This window comes from Shimia sp. R11_0 (assembly GCF_017744035.1).
GTDB lineage: Bacteria > Pseudomonadota > Alphaproteobacteria > Rhodobacterales > Rhodobacteraceae > Shimia > Shimia marina.
On sequence record NZ_JAGHQY010000002.1, the window covers coordinates 112,212 to 133,198 of the forward strand.

Sequence of the window (20,987 nt, forward strand, 5' to 3'; positions counted from 1 at the left end):
TTTTCAGACATTCGTAGAGACCTAAGGTGTGGGCGTTATGATTGTAACGCCCACAGCTGCGGCGCGCGCGAGCTCTTTGTCCAAGGACATTGGGATGTATTCACCACGCCTCCAAAGCTGTGCCATATCGTCATAAAAGCGCGACAGGAAATGGCCGGATTGCCCTGTTGAGATTACAAAGACAGAGCTGTCGGGATCGGCAAAATCGTAGACGCCACGATAGCCTGCGGCGTGAACATTGAGAAATGGATTGTCTCCGATACCGGCAGTTTTGCCGCGCTGAAGGGTGTTGTCGCCGCCAGAGGTGGATTGGCGGATGTTGACGAAATAGCGCAGGAGCGGAACCTCGCCGAGTGTCGGGTGATCATGGGTTGCCTGATGGGCATCCCCCCAACGCAGTGCCTCTAGCTGTTGGCCGTAGCGCTCTTCAATTGCCAGAAGCGCATCATCCAATGCGAGCTGGGCCATTTCGGAGCAGGTTTCCACCCGCGCGCTTTGACGGACGTCACACCAGATGGCGGCGCCCTCTACATCCCGGAACACCCGTTCGATGAAGAGCGGTTCCACATGGGTGAACTCCTCAGCCAGCGGGCCAAGGTCGTCGCGGATGAGGCGGCTTTGCAGGCTGCGCATCCATGCCGCATAGATCAGGGGCTCGGGCATATGTTCGTTCATCTCGCCATTCCACTCAGACAACAGCGCCAGTGCGCGTTGCCTCTGACGTGCAGGAGTGCCTTCTGGCGCGGCTTCGCTAGCATACCAGAGATCAGCGGCAATCAGCGGAAGCAGCGCGCGGGCAGAGAAACTGACGGTGTCCAGTTGCGCTTCGATAAAGCTGTCGCGGGTGTGCACGCGGCGGTTCTGCATCAGGCGTTGCCAGCGCTGTATGCGTTGGCTGTCCCCCCACAAGAACGAGATATGGCGGGGGAAGGGGCGCTCTACAATTTTATTGTTGGTATTGCCCAGAATGCCGCCTGAGGGTTGCTCGAAGGTGGGGGCGTCTGTGGCTGGAAGCAGGCCCTGCCACTGGTTTTCCGGCCGCCATCCGAGGGAGGGCAGCCGCCCTTGACTTTGATGGTTTGTCTCGCGCCGCGGTAGGGCGCCGATCAAAGTCATAGCCACATCATTTTGGTCTGCCAAAGTCAGGGTCAAACCGGGGGCAGTATGGTCTTTGCCAGTGGCCAGCGCCGCTGAAATATCTGTCGCGCGCATGAGCCCCATGAGCGCCGTGGTTGAGCGATCTTGTGGGCTGAGCGCGGTCCAACCAAGGGACGCTACGTGGCCGGGGGGCGTCACAGCCGCGAGATTGAACGCAGAGCCGGGCAGAACGGGGCCATTGTCCGTCCAGCGCAGGGTGAGCGTGACGGGCTTGGCATCCTTGATGTTGATGATCGATTTGCGTGTTTTGAAAGGCTTGAAACCTGTGGATGTGCGATAGGACTCTGGGTTTGACGCATCCAGTTCTTCGATGAAGACATCCTGATCATCGACATAGGCCGCTGTCACTCCCCAGCCCAGCTGATCACTGCGCCCTGCCAGAATGGCTGGAATGCCGGGAATGGTGGCACCGATCACACCACCGCTTTGCAGCTCAAGGCGGGCCAGATACCAGATTGCGGGTGCAGACAGACCGAGGTGCGGGTCATTTGCCAGCAAGGTGCCGCCGGCGGCGCTGCGCGAAGGGGCCGCAGCCCATGCATTGGAGGCCCCAGACAGAGGGAGCGGCGCAAATGGAGACAGTGGATGTGCAGGCAAAGGTTGGGACTGCGCAAATACAGGCGTTCCCGGCACTAGATTGGCGTATTTGGGCAGGGTTGCGATGCCTTTACCGGGGGCATCAGGCAGGATGTCACGCAGGCGTTCCGTATCAGCGAGGGCGAGGGATGTGCGCGCGCGCAGCACCTCTGATTGCAGGTGGCCGGTGAGCTGAAGCGCCATAAGCTTTTGAAGCGCAATGGAATCTGCGGGTTGCCAGGGCGCGAAGGCCTGTTGGAACAAGAACAGTTCGGGTGCGCCGCGGCCCAATGCTTCTTGGTTGACCTCCTCAATGCGGGCATTCACGCCGCGTGCATAGGCTTGAAGCGCGATCAGGATGTCGGGATCCTGTGCGGACACAGACATGCGGGCCGCCGTGGCCAAATCGAGCCGGCGCATCAGGGTGTCGATTTCCAGCGTTTGTTGCCCAAACACTTCGGAGAGGCGGCCCTGTACAGTGCGCCGCATTGTGATCATTTGCCAGAGCCGGTCCTGTGCATGGGCATAACCGAGGCCAAAGAACACATCCTCGTCATTGTTCCCAAAAATATGCGGGACATTGGCGTTGTTGCGGATGATTTCGACAGGTTGCGAAATACCGCTTGCGGCGAAGGTTTTATCGTAGGTCGGGAGGCTGCGCGAGGCGAGGAAATAGATCATCGCCACTGCAAGCACGACGAGAATCACCAAGCCGCTGGCGATGCGCATCAGCCATTGAAAAAAGGTCGCCATGTCTCTGTCCCTGATTGTTCTTGCCTTCTGCGGGTGCAGGCGAGACAAGTATTACGACGAATGACAGACAGGGGAAAGCCAATGGCAAAAGTTGCGTTTTTGGGCTTGGGAGTGATGGGCTATCCGATGGCCGGATATCTTGTGAAAGAGGGGCATGAGGTCACGGTCTATAACCGCACGACCGCCAAAGCGGAGGCCTGGGCCAACGAACATGGCGGAGCTTTTGCTGCCACGCCGCGTGAAGCGGCTTTGGAGGCTGAGTTTGTCATGTGCTGTGTGGGCAATGATGATGATCTGCGCTCTGTCTGTCTGGGCGACGCTGGTGCCTTTGCAGGCATGCATGCAGGGGCCACGTTTGTTGATCACACGACGGTGTCTGCGAAAGTAACCTCTGAGCTTTACAGTGCGGCCGCGGAAAAAAGCGTCGCCTTTGTGGATGCGCCTGTTTCAGGCGGTCAGGCCGGTGCGGAAAACGGTATTTTGTCGATCATGTGCGGTGGTGACCAAGCCGCCTACGACAAGGCAGAGCCGATCATGCAAGCTTATGGGCGCTCCATCAAACGTCTGGGAGAAAGTGGTGCTGGCCAATTGACCAAAATGGTCAATCAGATTTGCATTGCTGGTTTGGTTCAGGGTCTTTCAGAGGGGCTGAATTTTGCTGAGAAAGCCGGGCTGGATGGGCGCGCGGTTGTTGAGGTGATTGCCGGAGGGGCGGCAGGCAGCTGGCAGATGCAAAATCGCTATGAAACCATGATTGATGATCAGTTCGATCACGGGTTTGCCGTGGACTGGATGCGCAAAGATCTGGGCATTGTACTGTCTACGGGGGATGAGATTGGGGCGAGCTTGCCGGTGACGGCGCTGGTGGATCAATTCTACAAAGATGTGCAGAAGCTCGGCGGTGGGCGTTGGGACACATCCAGCCTGATCAAACGCCTGCGCGCGCTGGATTGATTTTCTAAGCTCTTAGAAACAAGTAAAGCGCGGGGTGCCCCGCGCTTTATCTTTGGAAAATGAACGGGCAGGGCCGTTATTTATGGGATGATGCGCGTGTATTTGATGCCTTCGAGCGTTGCGCCAATCTTGAGGCCTGCCTGACCAAACACCACGGCAATTACCGGGGCCAGCAAGTTGGTGGTCTCTGCGCTGAGATCGCCGCCTTCATTGGCCACAACATATTCAACGCCCGCGCCGGCAGCCCAGCCATTGGAGCGGCGGAATTCAGAGAGGGCGCCCTCGGTCATGAAGAACAGAACATGTGCGTGTTGCTGTGCTCCAAATTGCAGGCCAACGCTGCCTTTGGTCGCGGAGTAGTAATCGACGGTCACGTCGTTGACCCGCAGCGCACCGCGGCCATATCCGCCGCCAAAGCCCAGACCTGCTTCTGTGATCAGCGGCATCACCAAAATGCCAGTGGATTTGTCGCGCAGATCGCGGGTGTTGGGGTATTCGTTGTAGAGATAATTCAGCGTGGTATCGACGCGTGCGTCGATTTCATTGGCGCCATTAGAGCCGATGCCATTGCCGCATGCGGCGGTCATGCCTGCAGCTGCGAGGCCGGTCAGCGCAAAGCCGCGACGAGTGAGATTGTTCATGATGTTGCCTGTATTCTGTTTGCTCGTGGTCCGGTTGGGTCCGGGATTGACAGCAGTATAGTCAGCCCCGAACAACCTGTCACTAGATGTGCGTATGTTCAGCCCATTTTGCGGGCAACTTCCGGCGCAAAATAGCTCAAAATCCCGTCACATCCGGCGCGTTTGAAGGCCATGAGGCTTTCGACCATCGCGCGATCGCCATCAATCCAGCCATTCTGCGCGGCGGCTTTGATCATCGCGTATTCACCAGACACCTGATAGGCAAAGGTCGGTACGCCAAATTCGTCTTTCACACGGCGGCAGATGTCCAGATAGGGCATGCCGGGTTTGACCATAACCATATCCGCGCCTTCAGAAAGGTCACGGGCGACAAGGCGCAGCGCTTCATCGGAGTTGGCGGGATCCATCTGATAGGTGGTTTTGTCGCCCTTAAGGGCACCGGACGCCCCCACCGCATCGCGGAACGGCCCATAGAAAGCGGAGGCATATTTGGCCGCGTAGCTCATGATGGTCACGTTTTGATGATTTTTGGCTTCAAGGGCAGTGCGAATGGCGCCAATCCGCCCATCCATCATGTCAGACGGGCCAAGAATGTCGGCGCCTGCCTCTGCTTGCGAGAGCGCCTGTTTGACCAGAGCCTCGACAGTGCGATCATTGATAATATGGCCGTTTTCTACAAATCCATCGTGGCCGTGGATGTTGTAGGGATCCAATGCGATGTCGGTCATAACGGCGATTTCGGGCACGGCCGCTTTGATGGCGCGGGTGGCCCTGTTGGAGAGGTTGTCGGGGTTCCAAGCCTCTGCACAGTCTTCGGTCTTCAGGGCGGGATCGGTGTAGGGGAAGAGACAGATTACAGGGATGCCCAAATCTGCAGCTTCGCGCGCGGCCTCAACAATTTTGTCGACCGAGCGGCGAAAGACGCCGGGCATAGAGGGCACGGGCTCTTCAACGCCGTCGCCGTCACGCACAAACACAGGCCAGATCAAATCATCCACGGTCAGCGTGTTTTCGCGCACAAGACCGCGGATTGCGCGGGATTGACGTGTGCGACGCAGGCGCGCAGTTGGGAAATTGGCAGGCGTGAGGGTCATTGCGGGCTCCGTTACATTCCATGCCCACAGGTGCCATGGAATTTCCCACATCTCAAGGCTAGGAATTGCCGCATGGGCAGGGTATGTGGAGGGGAAAATCTTATGGGCAGTAAACACCTTGGACCTGAGCCAAACCGTACTTGAACTCATCGACTTCCGCAGCTTTTCAAACCTGTGGTTTTGGATCGCTCTGGCTGTTTTCTGGTCATCTGCCAGCCATTGGGTGCTCGGGGTGCCGTGGGATCTTGTGTTGCGAGCCAAGCGCAATGGCGGGCAAGCAGAGGCAGATTTTCATGATCTGGTGCGCATCAACATCAATAGGATCCTGCATATAGCAACGGTTTCTGGCCTTTGGCTGATTGGCATCACCTGCTTCATCCTCACCGGCCTTGCCGTGCTGGGCTGGCAATATCAGATCGAATTTGCACAAGCGGTATTTTTGATCTTTCTGCCAATGAGCCTCGTAGGGGCCATGAGCATACGTGCTGCACGGCACATTCACATGGAGAGCTTGCAGAGCGAAGCCTTGCGAAAGCGTTTGGCGCGCCATCGTTTTTGGGTGCAATTTGTTGGTATGATCTCTATTTTTGTGACCTCATTGTGGGGTATGTACCAAAATCTTCTGGTCTCACCATTAGGGTAAACCCGTAGTAGCAAGCTACTGAAATTGAAAGATAAGAGTGATGAAAGACGCGCAGCACATCTCTGTTGGCGGGGCGCCGGAAGGCTTTGACGCACAGCTTATTCTCAATGAGGTAGACAAGAGCGGCGGCCCGGTCATTCATGTGGCGCGTGATGACAAGCGGATGGTGGCGACCCGGGCGGCGCTGGAGTTTTTCCGGCCCGACATGCCGGTGATTGTCTTTCCGGGATGGGATTGTCTACCTTATGATCGGGTGTCCCCCAATGCCGATATTTCCGCCACGCGGATGGCGACACTGGCGGGGTTGGTACATGGGATGCCTCAGCAGTTTGTTCTGCTGACAACGCTGAATGCCGCGACACAACGTGTGCCGGCGCGCGATGTGCTCAAAGAGGCCGCATTTCGCGCCCATGTTGATGGGCGTGTAGATGAAGAAGCATTGCGTAAGTTTTTGGTACGTATGGGGTTTTCTCAAGCGCCGACTGTGATGGAACCCGGCGATTATGCCATTCGGGGCGGCATCATTGATATTTTTCCTCCCGGTGACACCGGTCCGGTCCGGTTGGATTTCTTTGGGGATGTTCTGGACGGAGTGCGGCGCTTTGATCCCGCGACCCAACGCACGACGGAAAAGCTTGACAACATTGAGTTGGCACCGGTCAGCGAGGTCATTCTGGATGAAGCGGCGATTACGCGATTCCGACAGAACTACCGCATTGAATTTGGCGCGGCGGGCACGGACGATCCGCTCTATGAAGCGATCAGCGCCGGACGCAAACATCAGGGTGTTGAACACTGGATGCCGTTTTTTCATGAGCGTCTGGAAACCCTGTTTGATTACCTACCGGATGCTTCCATTTCTGTTGATGATCAGATGGATGTGGCGCGCATTGCGCGTTGGGATGCCGTTGAAGATCAATATGAAACCCGCAAACATGCGATGAGCCAGAAGGCGCGGATGGACACGGTCTATAAGCCTGTGCCGCCGGGCCTGTTGTATTTGGATGAAGCCGCGTGGGATCAGGCTGTTGCGGGGCGGCGGATGTTGCATTTTTCGGCTTTGCCGCAGGCCTCTGGCCCCGGGACAATTGACGCTGGTGGGCGGATTGGGCGCAATTTTGCCCCAGAGCGACAACAGGAAAATCTGAGCCTTTTCGGGGCTTTGGCGGAGCATATTAACAAGAAATTACCAGATGGTCCGGTGGTTGTTGCCAGCTACTCCGAGGGGGCACGCGAGCGTTTGAGCGGGCTTATCGAAGATGAAGGTCTGGCTGAAACCATTCATGTCAAAGATGCCCGCCGGATTGGCAAGAGCGGGTTGTATCTGGCGGTCTGGGCTTTGGAACATGGGTTTGAAACGCCGCATATGACGGTGATTTCAGAGCAGGATGTTTTGGGGGATCGGTTGATCCGGGCGCCGCGCAAGAAGAAGCGGGCGGAGAATTTCCTGACGGAAACACAATCTTTGAGCCCGGGTGATCTGGTGGTGCATGTGGACCATGGCATCGGGCGCTATCTTGGGCTTGAAGTGGTCACGGCGGCCGGGGCCGCACATGAGACGATTTCTCTGGAATATGCCGAAAATGCAAAGCTTTACCTGCCGGTTGAAAACATCGAGCTGCTGTCCAAATACGGCCATGATGAAGGGCTTTTGGATCGTCTGGGTGGCGGGGCTTGGCAGGCCAAAAAGGCCAAGCTTAAAGAGCGTATTCGCGAAATGGCGGATCGTCTCATCCGGGTGGCAGCGGAACGCGAATTGCGCTCCGCCCCTGTGCTGGAGGCGCAGCATCACGCCTGGGAAGAGTTTTCCGCACGTTTCCCCTATCAGGAGACCGATGATCAGTTGCGCGCAATCGGCGATGTGATTGACGATCTGGCATCGGGACGCCCGATGGACCGGTTGGTCTGTGGCGATGTTGGCTTTGGCAAAACCGAAGTGGCAATGCGCGCGGCCTTTGTGGCGGCGATGTCAGGGCAGCAGGTGGCGGTGATCGCGCCGACCACGCTTTTGGCGCGTCAGCATGCGAAGGGTTTCCAAGAGAGATTTAGAGGGTTTCCTTTAGAAGTCAGGTCGTTGTCGCGTTTTGTCTCTGCGAAAGAGGCTGAGAAAACTCGCGACGGCATGGCGCGGGGCACGGTGGACATTGTGGTCGGCACACATGCGCTTTTGGCCAAAAACACCCGCTTTAAAAACCTCGGATTGCTGATCATCGATGAGGAGCAGCATTTTGGGGTTGCCCATAAGGAGCGGCTGAAGCAGATGCGCAGCGATGTGCATGTTCTGACTTTGACCGCGACGCCGATTCCACGGACGCTGCAATTGAGCCTTTCGGGGGTGCGTGATCTGTCTATCATTGGCACGCCGCCGGTGGACCGTCTGGCGATCCGCACCTACGTGAGCAGCTTTGATGCCGTGACCGTGCGTGAGGCGCTTTTGCGGGAGCATTACCGCGGTGGGCAGAGCTTCTATGTGGTGCCGCGTGTGAGCGACCTTCCTGAGATTGAAGAGTTTTTGCGTGATCATGTGCCTGAGGTGAGTTTCATCACGGCGCATGGCCAACTGGCGGCAGGTGATCTGGATGACCGGATGAACGCCTTCTATGATGGCAAATACGACGTTCTGTTGGCAACCACGATTGTTGAAAGTGGATTGGACATTCCAACGGCCAATACGATGATCGTGCATCGCGCGGATATGTTTGGGTTGGCGCAGCTTTACCAAATCCGGGGGCGTGTGGGCCGCTCCAAGACCCGTGCCTATGCCTATCTGACAACCAAGCCACGTGTGAAGCTGACGCCTGCTGCGGAAAAGCGCCTGCGGGTTCTGGGATCTCTGGACACGCTTGGGGCCGGTTTTACGCTTGCCTCTCAGGATCTCGATATTCGCGGGGCCGGTAACCTTTTGGGCGAAGAACAATCTGGTCAGATGCGGGATGTGGGCTATGAACTCTATCAATCCATGCTCGAGGAGGCCATTGCCAAGATCAAGGCTGGCGAACTCGAAGGCCTGTCAGATGGGGATGATCAATGGGCACCGCAGATCAATCTGGGTGTGCCTGTTTTGATTCCGGAAACCTATGTGCCGGATCTGGATGTGCGTCTGGGCCTTTATCGTCGTTTGAGCGGGTTGCAGGGCAAGGTGGAGCTGGAAGGATTTGCTGCCGAACTGATCGACCGCTTTGGTAAATTGCCAAAAGAGGTCAACACCTTGCTTCTGATCGTGCGCATCAAAGAGATGTGTAAGAAAGCCGGCATTGCGAAGCTAGACGGCGGGCCGAAGGGTGCGACCATCCAGTTCCACAACGATAAATTCGCTTCGCCACAGGGGCTGGTGGAATTCATCACCGAGCAGAAGGGGCTGGCCAAGGTCAAAGACAACAAGATTGTTGTGCGGCGCGATTGGGGGAAATCATCTGACAAGATCAAAGGTGCCTTTGCAATTGCGCGGGACCTTGCGCAGAAGGTGGTCAACGAGCGGAAGAAGGCTAAGGCGAAAGCGAGCACGTAACCTGCATCAATGCCGACGGTCGTGCGTGGGGCAGGTTGCTTGTTTTCAGGGCGTGTTAAGGGCAGCGCGCAGTGCAACTCAGGCATTCATGTCGCGAGTGCCTCCAGACGGCGCATATGCAGCATCAGACCAAAGCTGATCACTGCGAAAACGCCAAGGGCCATCGCCATTGGCAGAGGGGTGCCGTCAAAAGCCAGCCCGATTGGTGTCGCCAGAAGACCGCCTAGAATGGTGGCGAAGGCTCCCATGACAGAGGCCGCAGTGCCCGCCATATGGCCCAGTGGTTCCATCGCCAAGGCGTTGAGGTTGCCGATTGTGAAGCCGATGGAGAAGAAGGTGGCTGTCTGCCAGATGACAAAGGCGGCAAAATGCACGGAGATGTTGGAAGAGGTGTAGGCCGCAAGAATTGCGATGGCAAAAAAGATCTGTGTGCTGACGGCGATGGTGACGAGGCTGCGCATGCCAAACACCATCACCAAGCGGGCGTTGAGCAGGCTTGCGGTGCCAGAAATCAATGCGATGCCAGCAAACCAGAGTGGAAATTCCTCTGCGCGATCAAAGGTCTGGGCATAGATGGGTTGCACGGAGCTGATCATGGCAAAGAGCCCGGCAAAGATGAGCGATTGCACCAGCATCGAGGTGCGCACGGCCGGGATCGCCCACATCTCTTTTACGCCGGACAAAAGCTTGCCCATGCTGAAAGTACGGCGGTTCTCTTTGGCGAGTGGTTCTGGCAAGCGGATGCCAACCCAGAGCATTGAGGCGATGGAGAACAGGATAAAGGCCACGAATATGCCGCGCCAAGACGAAAGGTCGATGATGAGCGCGCCCATCGCGGGCGCGACCGCAGGCACCAGCGTGAAAATCATCATGGAAAACGACATGATACGTGCCATTTCGCGCCCTGCGAAGAGATCACGGACGATTGCGAGGGTTGCAATCCGGGGGCCAGCTGCGCCGATACCTTGAAAAAAACGTGCAATCAGTACGAGTTCCAAAGTCTGGCTGCGCCAGCCGACAAAAGCGCAGAGTGAGAACAGCAGAGCCCCGCCAATCAATACCGGCTTACGGCCAAAGCGGTCTGACAGAGGGCCCGTGAAAAACGTGCCCAGCCCCATGCCCATGACGAAGGATGTGATGATGAGCGTGGCGCGCGTTGGCGCCTCCGGGCTGAGTTCCGCTGCGATTTCCGGCAGGGCGGGCAGCATGGCGTCAATTGAGAAGGCAATGGTGGAGAACATCATGGCGCAAAGCGCAATGAACTCGATCTGCGACATGGGCAGATTGTCTTTGGTCATGACTGGCTCCGTCGGCAATGGTCGTGTGAAGGACATAACAAGCCGGGAAGAACGCAGTTGTGCGTTCTCGCTGGGCTTTGACCCGACACCCGTTTGGTGATCGTGCTTGAGGATACCCGAGGCGCAAAAATAGCCCTGTGGTACCCGCAGAGCTTAGCTTGGCTCTAAACCTGTCACAAGGCGAAAAATGAATACTTATTCAGGACGGTGCACAACCTACTCGGCCGCGTTCTCAGAAGATTGCTGCGCACGCAGATCGGCGATGACGCGCAGCCAGAGATCAGCGGGCTGTGCGCCGGGGACGGCGTGTTGATTGGCCACAATGAAGGTCGGCACGGAGTTTACACCCATCTGGCGGCTGTGGGCATCGCGGTTTCGGATGTCTTCCACATCGGAGTTAGAGGCGAGTAATTTGCGCACCACCGCGGCATCCATGCCAGCGCTGTCGGCAATATCGGCCAAGACATCGGTGTCGCCGATGTCCCGCCCTTCGGTGAAATAGGCTGCAAAGAGCGCGTCGACCACGGCATTTTGCTTTTGCTCAATGCCTGCCCAGTGAATCAGGCGGTGGGCGTTGATGGTGTTGGGCGTGCGTTTGATGGCGGCAAAATCAATATTGAGTCCTTCCTCAAGCGCATGTTTTTCGATCTCTCCATAGACACGCACAGCGTTTTCTTTGCCGCCAAATTTGGTCTCCAGATAGTCCCGGCGATCCATGCCAGCCGCAGGCATGTCGGGGTTGAGCTGAAACGGGTGCCATTCGATCACAAACGGGTGGTCCGGTTCCTGTGCAAGGGCTTTTTCAAGGCGGGTCTTGCCGATGAAGCACCATGGGCAGATCGGGTCAGAAATGATGTCGAGCTTGATCATGATGAAGCCTTAAACAGGGCGCGCAGGGCGCGGCGGTTGAGTTTGCCATTGGCATTGGTCGGCAGGCTGGACAGCCGCCGGAAGAGCCGAGGCTGCTTGTAGCGTGCCAGATGCGTGGCTGCAAAGGCTTTGAGGTCTGTCTCCACGATATCGTGATCTGCGGTATAAAAGGCGGCGATGACATAGGTGTCGGCTTTGATCTCCACATCCGTCACTGCGAGAGACGTGATTTCTGGATGTGCGATCAGGGTGGCTTCGACCTCCAGCGGGGAGACGCGAAAGCCGCCTGCGTTCATCATGTCATCGGCCCGCCCCATGTAGATGATATGGCCCTGCGCGTCCATTTGACCCAAGTCGCCGGTGAGAAACCACTCCCCACAAAAACGTGCGTCAGTGGCCTCCGGCGCATTTAAGTACTCCAACATGAGACCCGGATCGGAGCGGTGAATGGCAATGGTGCCGGGCGTATTGAGAGGTGTCGGGTTTTGGTCAGCCAAAATGGCGACGCGACGGCCTTTTTGTGGGCGACCCAGCGTGCCAGCGGGTGCTGGGTGATCGGGGTTTGCGGAAATGAAGGTAGAGCATTCGGACATGCCAAAGGCTTCGTAGAGCTTTGTACCGGTGGCCGCGTTCCAGCGCGTGCGCAGAGGCTCGGAAAGTTTTTCGCCGGCGCAAAGTCCATGACGCAGATCGGGAAGCGCCGGGTCTGGCTGTGTCTCCAGCATCTTGCGGTACACTCCCGGCGCGGCGGCAAAGAGAGTCGCACGGTGCTGGCGCAGCAAGGTGGGCAGATCCTGAGGGGCGGTGTTCGGTGCTGGGATCAGCGCGGTGGCTCCGATGGTCCAGGGATCCATGAGGCCAGTGCCCAAAGTGAACGTCCAATTGAAGGCCCCCGCATGCAGCAGTCGGTCCTGTTGTGTGAGCCCATACCAGCCCTCAAACATCATCTGGCGCGCCCATATGGCCCGGTGGGCGTGCACCACCGCGCGCGGTGTGCCGGAGGTGCCAGATGTATAGATGATATAGGCAGGCCGATTTGGGTCGCCCATATGAAATGATGCGGCCGGAAGATCATGCATGGCAGCAAGATCTTCCGTCGTCAGAACGGCTATGGTCGGGGTGTCAGGCAGAGGTACTGTGACATCATGTAAAATCGCTGCGGGTTGCAGCGTGGGGAGCATCTTTGCCACTTCCGATGCGGTCAGTTGCGCAGATGTGGGCACAGGGACCAGTCCCACGGCAATGCAAGCGAGATAGGCAATCGGAAATTCAACCGTATTTCCAAGACGCATGAGCACGCGGTCACCCGGTGTCAGCCCGGTGCGGAGCAGCCCTGTGCCGGTGCCGAGGATGGCCGCTTGGAGTTTGCCGTAGGAATAATGCTGCGGTGTCGGCTCAGACAGCACGGACAAAGCGATTTTCTCTGACAGGGCGTTGGCATGGCCGAGCACATGTGCAGCCATGTTGAAGCGCTTGGGGCAGGGCGGCGGCGGGCCTTGATCAAACAGGGATGTCATGGCGTTTGGGTAAGCGGTTGGCGGGGTGGGGGCAAGTGCGACGTTGCGGTTGCAGGAAGGGCTCCGGGCAGGATAGAAGCCTGTCATGAGTGACATAGATCCAAAATCAATGATCCGTATCGCGCGTGAGGGCGGTGGCGAAGATCATGTTGAGCCCCTTGACCTTGGCGAGCGTGTGCGGGAATTGCGCAAGGCGCGCAAATGGACCTTGGAACAGGCCGCGTCACAGGCGGGGCTGGCACGATCCACCTTGTCCAAGATCGAGAATGGACAGATGTCGCCAACATATGATGCGGTGAAAAAACTGGCCGTTGGATTAGAGATTTCCGTCCCACAGCTTTTCACGGCTCCCCAGAAGGACCAGATCAATGGACGTATGGCCGTTGTGAAATCCGGTGAAGGTGCGCATCAGGTTACCACGACCTATGAGCATGAACTACTGGCGGAAGGATTGCGCAAGAAAGCCATGTTGCCGTATCGCGCGCGGGTTCGAGCGCGCAGCATGGATGAGTTTGATGGCTGGGTGCGCCATGACGGGGAAGAATTCCTCTATGTGCTCACGGGCGTGGTGCAACTTTACACGGAGTTTTATGAGCCCGTTGAAATGCGGCGCGGTGACAGCGCCTATTATGACGGCTCTATGGGGCACAATGTGATTTCGGTGAGCGATGAGGATGCCACCATCCTTTGGGTAACATCTCTGACTTAAGGTTGATCTGCCTCTCTTAACGTTAGGTTTCTGCTTTAAGATTTTGTTAACGTTTGGATTTTTGGGTATTTTGAAGCGGCTTGCGGTACTCGGGTGAGCGACACTCAGTTGCGTGCCTTCAAAGGTTTGAGAGCCGTTTCCAGATCGCCATACCCTGTGAAGCGGCGCTCAAATGCCAGCCCCAGACGCTCTGCGCAGTCTTGAGCCTTGGCGGTAAGGGTGGGATCCTCTGTTTGGGCCTGATAGACAAGTTTCTCGTAGTTTCCGAAATACATGTCTTTGAGTTCTGGATGGCGATCCAGCCCCATGGGTTTGATGACAAATGCATCGAACTGACGCACTAGAAAATCGGTCAGATAGAAGGCTGTGAATTCTTCCTCTGCGATTTTTGCGAACCGGTCGTTGCCCTCAAAGAAGCTGTAGCAATGTGGGCCGGGAATCATTTCGACGCCGAGGTCCTTGCAGGTCTGTGCAAGTGCACCGCCAGTGCCACAATCCGCATAAACGACAAAAATCCGCTCATAGCTGTCGCGGTGTTTCGCAACAGCCTCGGCGATGGCCGGGGCAATGCGTTCCGGATGATTGTGGTAAATCGCTGGGAGGCAGGTAAGGTCCATGTGGGACCAACTGTTGATCTCGATGAGGTCGAGAATTTCACGTGCCAATGCACCGCAGGCCAAGAGGAGCACGCGGCCGGTGTCGCCTGTTGGAGATAGGCCATTTTCCGTCAATTTGGCGTCGTTGAGCTGGGTGATCTTGTCGGTCACGTTGGCTGGCGCCTCCAAGCGCTGGGAGCGTTTAAACAAAAATGGCCCGCCGGGGAGGGCGGGCCAGACCCGCAAGTGCGGGGGAGTGAAACAAAGGCCTTTAGGCGTTCATTTGGTTGTGCTTGCGCGCAACGTAGTCTTTGGCCATCTCAACAGCGACCGCCGCATCGCGGCAATAGCCGTCTGCGCCGATCGCTTTGCCGAACTCTTCGTTCAGCGGCGCGCCCCCGACGAGAACGATATAGTCGTCACGGACACCGCTCTCGACCATCGTGTCGATCACGACTTTCATGTAAGGCATGGTCGTGGTCAGCAGAGCAGACATGCCCAGAATGTCTGGCTTGTGCTCTTCGAGCGCTTCCAGATAGTTTTCGACCGGGTTGTTGATGCCGATGTCCACAACTTCGAAGCCCGCGCCTTCCATCATCATAGAAACGAGGTTTTTGCCGATGTCGTGAATGTCACCTTTCACGGTGCCGATCACCATGGACCCCATGCGTGGTGCGCCAGTTTCGGCAAGCAACGGCTTGAGGATGGCCATGCCGCCTTTCATGGCGTTTGCAGCCAGAAGCACTTCAGGCACGAAGAGGATGCCATCGCGGAAGTCGGCGCCAACAATGGTCATGCCGCCAACAAGCGCGTCGGTCAGGATGTTGTAAGGCGCCCAACCCCGTTCCAACAAGATGTTCACAGCTTCTTCGATTTCCTCTTTGAGGCCATCGTAGAGGTCGTCAAACATCTGTTGGACAAGTTCCTCGTCGTCCAGTTCGGACAGGATGATGTCTTCTTCTTCTGACATGTGCATGTTCCCATATCATGGCTTCGCCGGTTACGTGGCGTCGCTCGCTCTCTGTTGTCCCAGATGTCGGTCTTTTTGACGCGGCAAACTGTCTGAATAGCGACATAGCCAAGGTCGCGTGCGACGTGTAGGGGCAAAAATGGCGTTTCTGATGAAAGTTTTTCATTCAGATTATGGGTTTTATTGTCCGTGTTCTATTTTTGTTCTATATTTGGCGTATGGTGGATGAAAAACGACATGAGCTGGCAGCCTATTTGGAGCGCATAGATCCCAGACGTCGTCGTGCCCGGGGGGCACGCAGCAATGCAAGCGGCCGGTTTGAGACTTCGCGTGAAGAGGTTTGGGATGGCTGGGATATGGTCGAAGAGCGTGCAGGTTTTGCTACAGAAGTGCGTGAAGAGGCGCCGCGCTCTGTGATCGTGCGCAATCAATCGCCCGATGTGCCGTTTGATCAATCCCTTAATCCTTACCGGGGGTGTGAACATGGGTGTATCTATTGTTTTGCGCGCCCAACACATGCCTACCTCGGATTGTCACCCGGATTGGATTTTGAAAGCAAGCTCGTGGCACGGCCAAATGCGGCGCAAGTGCTGGAGCGTCAGTTGCGCTCAAAATCCTATGTGCCGGACGTGCTTGCATTGGGCACCAATACGGATCCTTATCAACCCATTGAGCGTCGATATCGGATTATGCGGGGGATTTTGGAGGTTCTGGAGCGGTTTCAGCATCCGGTGGCGATTGTGACCAAAGGGACGTTGATTGAGCGGGATATCGACATTTTGCAGCGTTTGGCGCAGCGGGGGCTGGCGCAGGTAGGTGTTTCACTCACGACGCTTGATGAGGATCTTTCCAGAGCGATGGAGCCACGTGTGCCCTTGCCTGCGCGCCGGGTTGAGATGATCAGACGTTTGAGTGCGGCCGATATTCCCGTGCGTGTGATGTTGGCGCCGGTGGTGCCGGGTTTGAGTGATCACGAAGTTGAACGCTTGTTGGCTGCTGGGGCGCAGGCCGGTGCGAGGGCGGCAAGCTGGATCATGCTGCGTTTGCCCGGAGAGGTCGCGCCGCTCTTTGAGGAGTGGTTGGAGGATGCCTACCCTGCAAGAGCGGGCAAAGTGATGGCGCGCCTGCGCGAGATGCATGGCGGCGACCTCTATCAGGCAGCTTGGGGGAAACGTATGCGGGGCGAGGGCATTTTTGCGGAAATGATTGCCCAGCGCTTTGAGGCGGCACGTAAGCGGCTGGGCCTTTTGAAGACCCTCCCGGAGTTGCGCCGGGATTTGTTTGAGGTGCCTATAGATCAGGACGGGCAAATGGCGCTTTTTTAACGGATCTGAATGCGCGGCACGGACGTGATTTTCAGCCGCTGACAGGGCGTAAACGGCTGTGATGTTGCTATTGTCAGGCCCGCGTAGCCGGCTGCGCCAACCTGGGGCACAGTTTCCTTTTCCAAAGCGGGCACATGTTGAATTTCTAACAAAGTCTCGGGACGTTGATAAAGCCAAGGACGGTTTTCCACCGCGGTTGGATCCGCGTTGGGCGGCGATGCCTGAGTGCTGCCATAGAAATAAAGCGTGAAGCCAAAGGGAGTTACGTCTTGAATGGAGAGCAGCGGAAGGCCCCATGACAGGATGTCTGGCTGAATGGCGGTGATATCGGAGGTGCGCAGGGTCACGAGATTAATATGTGGCCCGCCGCCAAGCAGGCTCTCGTCATAGGGGCGTGTTGGGCGATTGCCTTTGAAATGATGATCTATCAGTTCGACTGGAAAGCCTTCAGGGTCCATCGCTTTGGCGAGGTATCCCACGTCGCGAAACTGTTTCGGTGTGGTGCACTCCACGCCAGCGGTACGCAGTTGGCTGACGGCCAAATCGATATTTGACACGGCAATGGCAATTTTCCAGAAGAGATCGCTGTTTTGTGGGGCATAGGGGTGCTGGGCCTGTTCAAAGCGTAGAGAGACGTCTTGGACGCTGTAGCTCAGTGTGCCGGTATCGCTTTCCGACATGCCGAAAACATCGCGGTAAAAGCAGCGCTGTGCATCAGGGTTGCTGACGCGGAGGGTGAGCGTGTCCAGATGTGCCAAAATTCGGCCTCTCAAGTGGTGTGGGTGTTCGTGATTTTGGTAGCGGAGTTTTGCTCGCAACGAAACGGTCGTGATCGGTTTCTGAGCGGATGACAGGCGTTGAAGATCAGGGTAGGTGGAGGGCGGAACTTAACTGATGAAGACCAATAATGAAAAGACTAGTACTGGCTGCGGTATTGGCAGCCACGCCTGTTGGGGCAGAAGTGAGGGTGCGGGATGCGGACACCATAGTGGTGGATGGCACGCCGGTGAGATTTCAGGGTGTCGACGCGCCGGAGCTTAAAACGCGTGCGGGAAAAGATGCGAAACGGTGGACTGTCAATTACTTACGGGGCAAATCCGTGAAATGTGATTTGACGGGCGAACGCTCTTATGATCGCCACATCGGGGTTTGTTATGCAGATGGCGAAGACATTGGAGCTGCCGTGATTGCGGCGGGACACGCGCTTGATTGCGCCCGCTATTCGGGTGGGCGTTATCGCCATCTGGAGCGACCCTCCGCCAAAAGCCGGATTGCGCGGGCACGCTATTGTTGATCGTATAGACAAACAGCCCGGCACGTGGCCGGGCTGTTTGCCAAATGTGTGATTGTGATTGAACTTAGGCGCGACGGCGCCCACGGCGTTCGCGTTTTGGCGCTTCCGCCTCACCCGTACCGTCCGAGGTCGAAGAAAACCCGCCGAGCTTTTCTGTGATCTGCTCCAGTGTGGGCCGCTCGCCACGAGGACGTGTTTCCAGAGCGTCGCGCATGGCTTTCAGGTGCTCCGCCATTGTGCCGCAGCATCCGCCAATGATGGTGGCTCCGCAATCACGCGCCATAACCGCATATTCGGCCATCAGTTCTGGCGTGCCATCGTAGTGGATGTGACCGTCGTGGTATTTGGGAATGCCGGCATTTCCTTTGGCCACGATCGGACGCTCAATTCCTTGGGCAGAAAAGCCAAGCACGGTGCGCAGCAGGTCGGCGGCACCTACGCCGCAGTTTGCGCCAAAGCCGAGTGGCGGATTGGGAAGGGCTTCGACCATCTGGGCCATATCAGCGGATGTCACGCCCATCATAGTGCGTCCGGCGGTGTCAAAGCTCATGGTGCCAACCCATGGCATATCTGCCAAAGCAAAAGCTTCGGCGGCGGCTTTGTATTCTTCGGGCGCAGAGATGGTTTCAAGCCAGAGCACGTCAGCGCCGCCTTCTTTCAGGCCTTCGGCTTGCTCATGAAACATTTCAACGGCACCAGCGTGGCTCAGAGTGCCGACCGGTTCCATGATGTCTCCGGTTGGCCCGACAGAGCCAGCAACCACAACGGGACGCCTGGCGGCATCTGCCACGTCCCGACCAATTTCGGCGGCCAGACGGTTGAGCTCACGGACACGGCCCTGTGCGTCATGCAGTTTCAAACGCGACGCGTTCCCGCCAAAGGAGTTGGTCAGAAAGATATCGGACCCGCTCTCTACAGCGAGGCTGTAGAGTTTCTTGATGTTTTCGGGATGTGTGTCATTCCAGATTTCAGGTGCATCGCCGGAGGTGAGCCCCATATTGAACAGATTGGTGCCAGTGGCGCCATCTGCCATCAGCCAGTCACGGGTTTCCAAGAGTTTGGAGAGGGCGTTCGTCATCTGAGACTCCTTTCGGCGCGGACGGGCCGCGTAGTTTATCTTCGCCGTGTGCCACGAAGGCCGCGAAGGCTCAAATTCATTTGATGCATGACAATTATGAGTCAGATCGCATGTGACCTTTGATCGTTGCCATCTGGACCACAGGGGCGCAGTCAATGGGGGTCGCCGGTGCACTGCGCAGGTTGACGGCACGGATCAGATCCAATGTCGCCAAGCTCAGTTGGGCAGGCCCTGGCGCCGCCATGAACAGAGGTTGCCAGCGCGGGGCGAAACACGCCTTGAATTGGCGCAATCCCGCACCTCCGCCGTGTTTGAAGTGCTGTGTGCGCAAAAACTGCTCTAGTCGGGTGCGTCCGGTTGGCAATGCGGGTGCTGCAGCCAAGGACAGGCACTGCACGTCGAGATCCGCAGCCGCTTCGATGGCGCGCTGTACAAGGAGATGCATTGTGCCATCTGGCGCATCCGGAAGCACACGCATCAGATCCAGACACCACTCATGCGCGGTAGTATGAAAGCTGACAAAACCAACAAGCCGTGCGCCCTGATAGGCAAGAAAAACCTGCTGGTGGCCGACGTAGAGATCGTCAAACCGACCCATGGTCAGCCCGCGCGGGACGCCGTGACGCGCTTCCCAGGCGGAGGACACACGGGCCATGTCGCCTAAGGGCAATGTGCCTTCAGGGCGCAAGACTGAGATATCTGCCTTTTCGGCATGACGCAGCTTGCGACGCAATTGGCGATAGGAGGCGCCATCGGTGCTGTGCATGGCTGGGTGGATGAGTGCCTCATCCGAAATATGCAACACAGCCCAGCCAGCCTTGCGCGCGCTCACAGCTTGACGCGCAGATATTTTATATTTGCAGGCAATACGGTTTTGCGCGCGGGCGGCATGTTTAAGAGGGCGTGCCATACTGTTGGCATCGCCTTCGATCGGGTCAAATAGCGCCACCAGCGTTTGGCCAATGCGCACAATGCCATAGCGGCCAGCATCACAGGACAAGAGCGCGCCGCCATTTTGACGAATAACGCCCAGTTCTGCGCGGCTGACCGAGGAGAGAGGGGTTTCTCCATAGGCCTCAAACGCGCGTGCGTGGCGGGGTTGGCGTGCAAGAGAGGGGCGCAGCAGACATCGCAACAGAGCGGCTCCAGACAACAAGGCTGGCAGCGCATAGTAGATCGCGCGGAAGGCCAGAACACCGGCAAGCAGGATGGGCTCTGGCTGATGTGGCAGAAGCGCAAGAAGGGTCAGTTCGAAAGGTCCCACGCCGCCGGGGGTGCCGGAGAAAATAGCAGCTCCCAGTGCAATCAGAAAGACAGGCAGTAGCGTGGCGAAGCTGAGGGACATGTCAGGCGGGAGCAGTGCATAGAGCGCAAGTGCGGCAAAAACCGTGTCGATCAGGCACAGGCTCAGAAGAGCCGCCATGGCAGGCAGGGTGGGCAGCGTGAAGCGGCGGCCTTGACGGGAAAGGACCGGAAACATGAAGGCCACAATTGCTAATCCAAGGGCGACCGCGAGAATCAGATAGGGCAGGTAGCCGGGAATATGTGGCGTCGGGAGTGCCAGCGCAGCCAGCGCGATGGTCACAGCCAGTGCGGCAAGGAAGGTGACGGTGACAAACGCAGTTATGCGCGCGGCGTCTTTGAGTGACAGACCTGGTGTCATGCGCCAGCGCACAAAAGTGCCAACAATGGCACCCGCGCCAAGGGTTTGCCCAAGGCCGATGGCCGATGCGCCCACCCACATGGCCTCAGAGGGCGCGCGATCCATTTGGAAATGCCGCTGTGCAATGACGTCATAACGGGCCACAGCCAAAAAGCTAACAAGGGTCGCGCCAATGGCGAGGGACCATTGCAATGGCGTCACATCCATCACGGCGCTCCAGAGGGCGGAAAGATCCATGCCCTCCAATTGTCTCGCTAAAATGACACAGCAAATAGTGCCAAGCGCCAGCGGCCAGATGTGCCGAAGCACGGATTTTGCCTTTTTAATAATCAACATTCCC

Annotated in this window: 17 protein-coding genes; 6 read left to right on the forward strand and 11 right to left on the reverse strand. The window is 57.2% G+C overall.

Annotated elements, in window-relative coordinates:
* Positions 1-21: 21 nt before the first annotated feature.
* Positions 22-2,487 carry a penicillin acylase family protein gene (locus tag J7382_RS05045; protein ID WP_209067771.1) on the reverse strand — a complete coding sequence of 822 codons (2,466 nt, stop codon included), beginning with the start codon at positions 2,485-2,487 and terminating at the stop codon, positions 22-24.
* An 81-nt stretch (positions 2,488-2,568) separates the two neighbouring features.
* Between J7382_RS05045 and J7382_RS05050 the strand changes: the two genes are divergently transcribed.
* The gene (locus J7382_RS05050) at positions 2,569-3,441 is read left to right on the forward strand and encodes an NAD(P)-dependent oxidoreductase (RefSeq protein WP_209067772.1); all 873 of its coding nucleotides are present in this window, start codon (positions 2,569-2,571) and stop codon (positions 3,439-3,441) included.
* Between the two features lie 80 nt (positions 3,442-3,521).
* On the opposite strand, the gene J7382_RS05055 is transcribed toward J7382_RS05050, so the two are convergent.
* Positions 3,522-4,082 (reverse strand): YSC84-related protein, encoded by a 561-nt coding sequence (locus J7382_RS05055; RefSeq protein WP_058240951.1) that lies wholly within the window; start codon positions 4,080-4,082, stop codon positions 3,522-3,524.
* A gap of 98 nt (positions 4,083-4,180) precedes the next feature.
* Positions 4,181-5,176, reverse strand: a complete 996-nt coding sequence (gene hemB, locus J7382_RS05060; protein WP_209067773.1) for a porphobilinogen synthase — start codon at positions 5,174-5,176, stop codon at positions 4,181-4,183.
* 118 nt (positions 5,177-5,294) lie between these two features.
* Between hemB and J7382_RS05065 the strand changes: the two genes are divergently transcribed.
* Positions 5,295-5,819, forward strand: coding sequence for a component of SufBCD complex (locus tag J7382_RS05065; RefSeq protein WP_209067774.1), 525 nt, complete (start codon positions 5,295-5,297; stop codon positions 5,817-5,819).
* 40 nt (positions 5,820-5,859) lie between these two features.
* On the forward strand, positions 5,860-9,327 hold the full coding sequence (gene mfd, locus J7382_RS05070) for a transcription-repair coupling factor (RefSeq protein WP_209067775.1): 3,468 nt from the start codon (positions 5,860-5,862) through the stop codon (positions 9,325-9,327).
* A gap of 86 nt (positions 9,328-9,413) precedes the next feature.
* Here the strand turns inward: mfd and J7382_RS05075 are convergent, their stop codons facing one another.
* From J7382_RS05075 to J7382_RS05085, 3 genes are all read right to left on the reverse strand, one after another.
* Positions 9,414-10,625 carry a multidrug effflux MFS transporter gene (locus J7382_RS05075; RefSeq protein WP_247744850.1) on the reverse strand — a complete coding sequence of 404 codons (1,212 nt, stop codon included), beginning with the start codon at positions 10,623-10,625 and terminating at the stop codon, positions 9,414-9,416.
* 216 nt (positions 10,626-10,841) lie between these two features.
* Positions 10,842-11,495 (reverse strand): DsbA family oxidoreductase, encoded by a 654-nt coding sequence (locus tag J7382_RS05080; protein ID WP_209067776.1) that lies wholly within the window; start codon positions 11,493-11,495, stop codon positions 10,842-10,844.
* Complete coding sequence (locus J7382_RS05085) at positions 11,492-13,012, reverse strand: class I adenylate-forming enzyme family protein (protein WP_209068260.1); 1,521 nt, start codon at positions 13,010-13,012, stop codon at positions 11,492-11,494. The genes J7382_RS05080 and J7382_RS05085 overlap by 4 nt, the downstream gene beginning before the upstream one ends.
* A gap of 85 nt (positions 13,013-13,097) precedes the next feature.
* Between J7382_RS05085 and J7382_RS05090 the strand changes: the two genes are divergently transcribed.
* A complete protein-coding gene (locus tag J7382_RS05090) occupies positions 13,098-13,721 on the forward strand; it encodes an XRE family transcriptional regulator (RefSeq protein WP_209067778.1) in 624 nt (207 codons plus the stop codon).
* A gap of 104 nt (positions 13,722-13,825) precedes the next feature.
* Here the strand turns inward: J7382_RS05090 and J7382_RS05095 are convergent, their stop codons facing one another.
* On the reverse strand, positions 13,826-14,476 hold the full coding sequence (locus J7382_RS05095; protein ID WP_209068262.1) for a DUF1638 domain-containing protein: 651 nt from the start codon (positions 14,474-14,476) through the stop codon (positions 13,826-13,828).
* A 112-nt stretch (positions 14,477-14,588) separates the two neighbouring features.
* Positions 14,589-15,287 carry a B12-binding domain-containing protein gene (locus tag J7382_RS05100; protein WP_209067779.1) on the reverse strand — a complete coding sequence of 233 codons (699 nt, stop codon included), beginning with the start codon at positions 15,285-15,287 and terminating at the stop codon, positions 14,589-14,591.
* Between the two features lie 218 nt (positions 15,288-15,505).
* Between J7382_RS05100 and J7382_RS05105 the strand changes: the two genes are divergently transcribed.
* Complete coding sequence (locus J7382_RS05105) at positions 15,506-16,612, forward strand: PA0069 family radical SAM protein (protein ID WP_209068265.1); 1,107 nt, start codon at positions 15,506-15,508, stop codon at positions 16,610-16,612.
* On the opposite strand, the gene J7382_RS05110 is transcribed toward J7382_RS05105, so the two are convergent.
* Positions 16,609-17,370, reverse strand: coding sequence for a VOC family protein (locus tag J7382_RS05110; protein WP_209067780.1), 762 nt, complete (start codon positions 17,368-17,370; stop codon positions 16,609-16,611). The genes J7382_RS05105 and J7382_RS05110 overlap by 4 nt on opposite strands.
* Before the next feature lie 149 nt (positions 17,371-17,519).
* On the opposite strand from J7382_RS05110, the gene J7382_RS05115 reads away from it, so the two are divergent.
* Positions 17,520-17,906, forward strand: a complete 387-nt coding sequence (locus J7382_RS05115) for a thermonuclease family protein (protein WP_058240723.1) — start codon at positions 17,520-17,522, stop codon at positions 17,904-17,906.
* 64 nt (positions 17,907-17,970) lie between these two features.
* On the opposite strand, the gene bmt is transcribed toward J7382_RS05115, so the two are convergent.
* Positions 17,971-18,984 carry a betaine--homocysteine S-methyltransferase gene (bmt, locus tag J7382_RS05120; RefSeq protein WP_209067781.1) on the reverse strand — a complete coding sequence of 338 codons (1,014 nt, stop codon included), beginning with the start codon at positions 18,982-18,984 and terminating at the stop codon, positions 17,971-17,973.
* 94 nt (positions 18,985-19,078) lie between these two features.
* Positions 19,079-20,884 carry a phosphatidylglycerol lysyltransferase domain-containing protein gene (locus J7382_RS05125; RefSeq protein WP_209067782.1) on the reverse strand — a complete coding sequence of 602 codons (1,806 nt, stop codon included), beginning with the start codon at positions 20,882-20,884 and terminating at the stop codon, positions 19,079-19,081.
* Between the last annotated feature and the right edge of the window lie 103 nt (positions 20,885-20,987).

Coding starts and splice junctions, on each gene's coding strand:
- J7382_RS05045 (WP_209067771.1), bottom strand. CDS start 2,487: ATGGCGACCTTTTTTCAATGGCTGATGCGCATCGCCAGCGGCTTGGTG.
- J7382_RS05050 (WP_209067772.1), top strand. CDS start 2,569: ATGGCAAAAGTTGCGTTTTTGGGCTTGGGAGTGATGGGCTATCCGATG.
- J7382_RS05055 (WP_058240951.1), bottom strand. CDS start 4,082: ATGAACAATCTCACTCGTCGCGGCTTTGCGCTGACCGGCCTCGCAGCT.
- hemB (WP_209067773.1), bottom strand. CDS start 5,176: ATGACCCTCACGCCTGCCAATTTCCCAACTGCGCGCCTGCGTCGCACA.
- mfd (WP_209067775.1), top strand. CDS start 5,860: ATGAAAGACGCGCAGCACATCTCTGTTGGCGGGGCGCCGGAAGGCTTT.
- J7382_RS05075 (WP_247744850.1), bottom strand. CDS start 10,625: ATGACCAAAGACAATCTGCCCATGTCGCAGATCGAGTTCATTGCGCTT.
- J7382_RS05080 (WP_209067776.1), bottom strand. CDS start 11,495: ATGATCAAGCTCGACATCATTTCTGACCCGATCTGCCCATGGTGCTTC.
- J7382_RS05085 (WP_209068260.1), bottom strand. CDS start 13,012: ATGACATCCCTGTTTGATCAAGGCCCGCCGCCGCCCTGCCCCAAGCGC.
- J7382_RS05090 (WP_209067778.1), top strand. CDS start 13,098: ATGAGTGACATAGATCCAAAATCAATGATCCGTATCGCGCGTGAGGGC.
- J7382_RS05100 (WP_209067779.1), bottom strand. CDS start 15,287: ATGTCAGAAGAAGAAGACATCATCCTGTCCGAACTGGACGACGAGGAA.
- J7382_RS05105 (WP_209068265.1), top strand. CDS start 15,506: ATGGTGGATGAAAAACGACATGAGCTGGCAGCCTATTTGGAGCGCATA.
- J7382_RS05115 (WP_058240723.1), top strand. CDS start 17,520: ATGAAAAGACTAGTACTGGCTGCGGTATTGGCAGCCACGCCTGTTGGG.
- bmt (WP_209067781.1), bottom strand. CDS start 18,984: ATGACGAACGCCCTCTCCAAACTCTTGGAAACCCGTGACTGGCTGATG.
- J7382_RS05125 (WP_209067782.1), bottom strand. CDS start 20,884: ATGGATCTTTCCGCCCTCTGGAGCGCCGTGATGGATGTGACGCCATTG.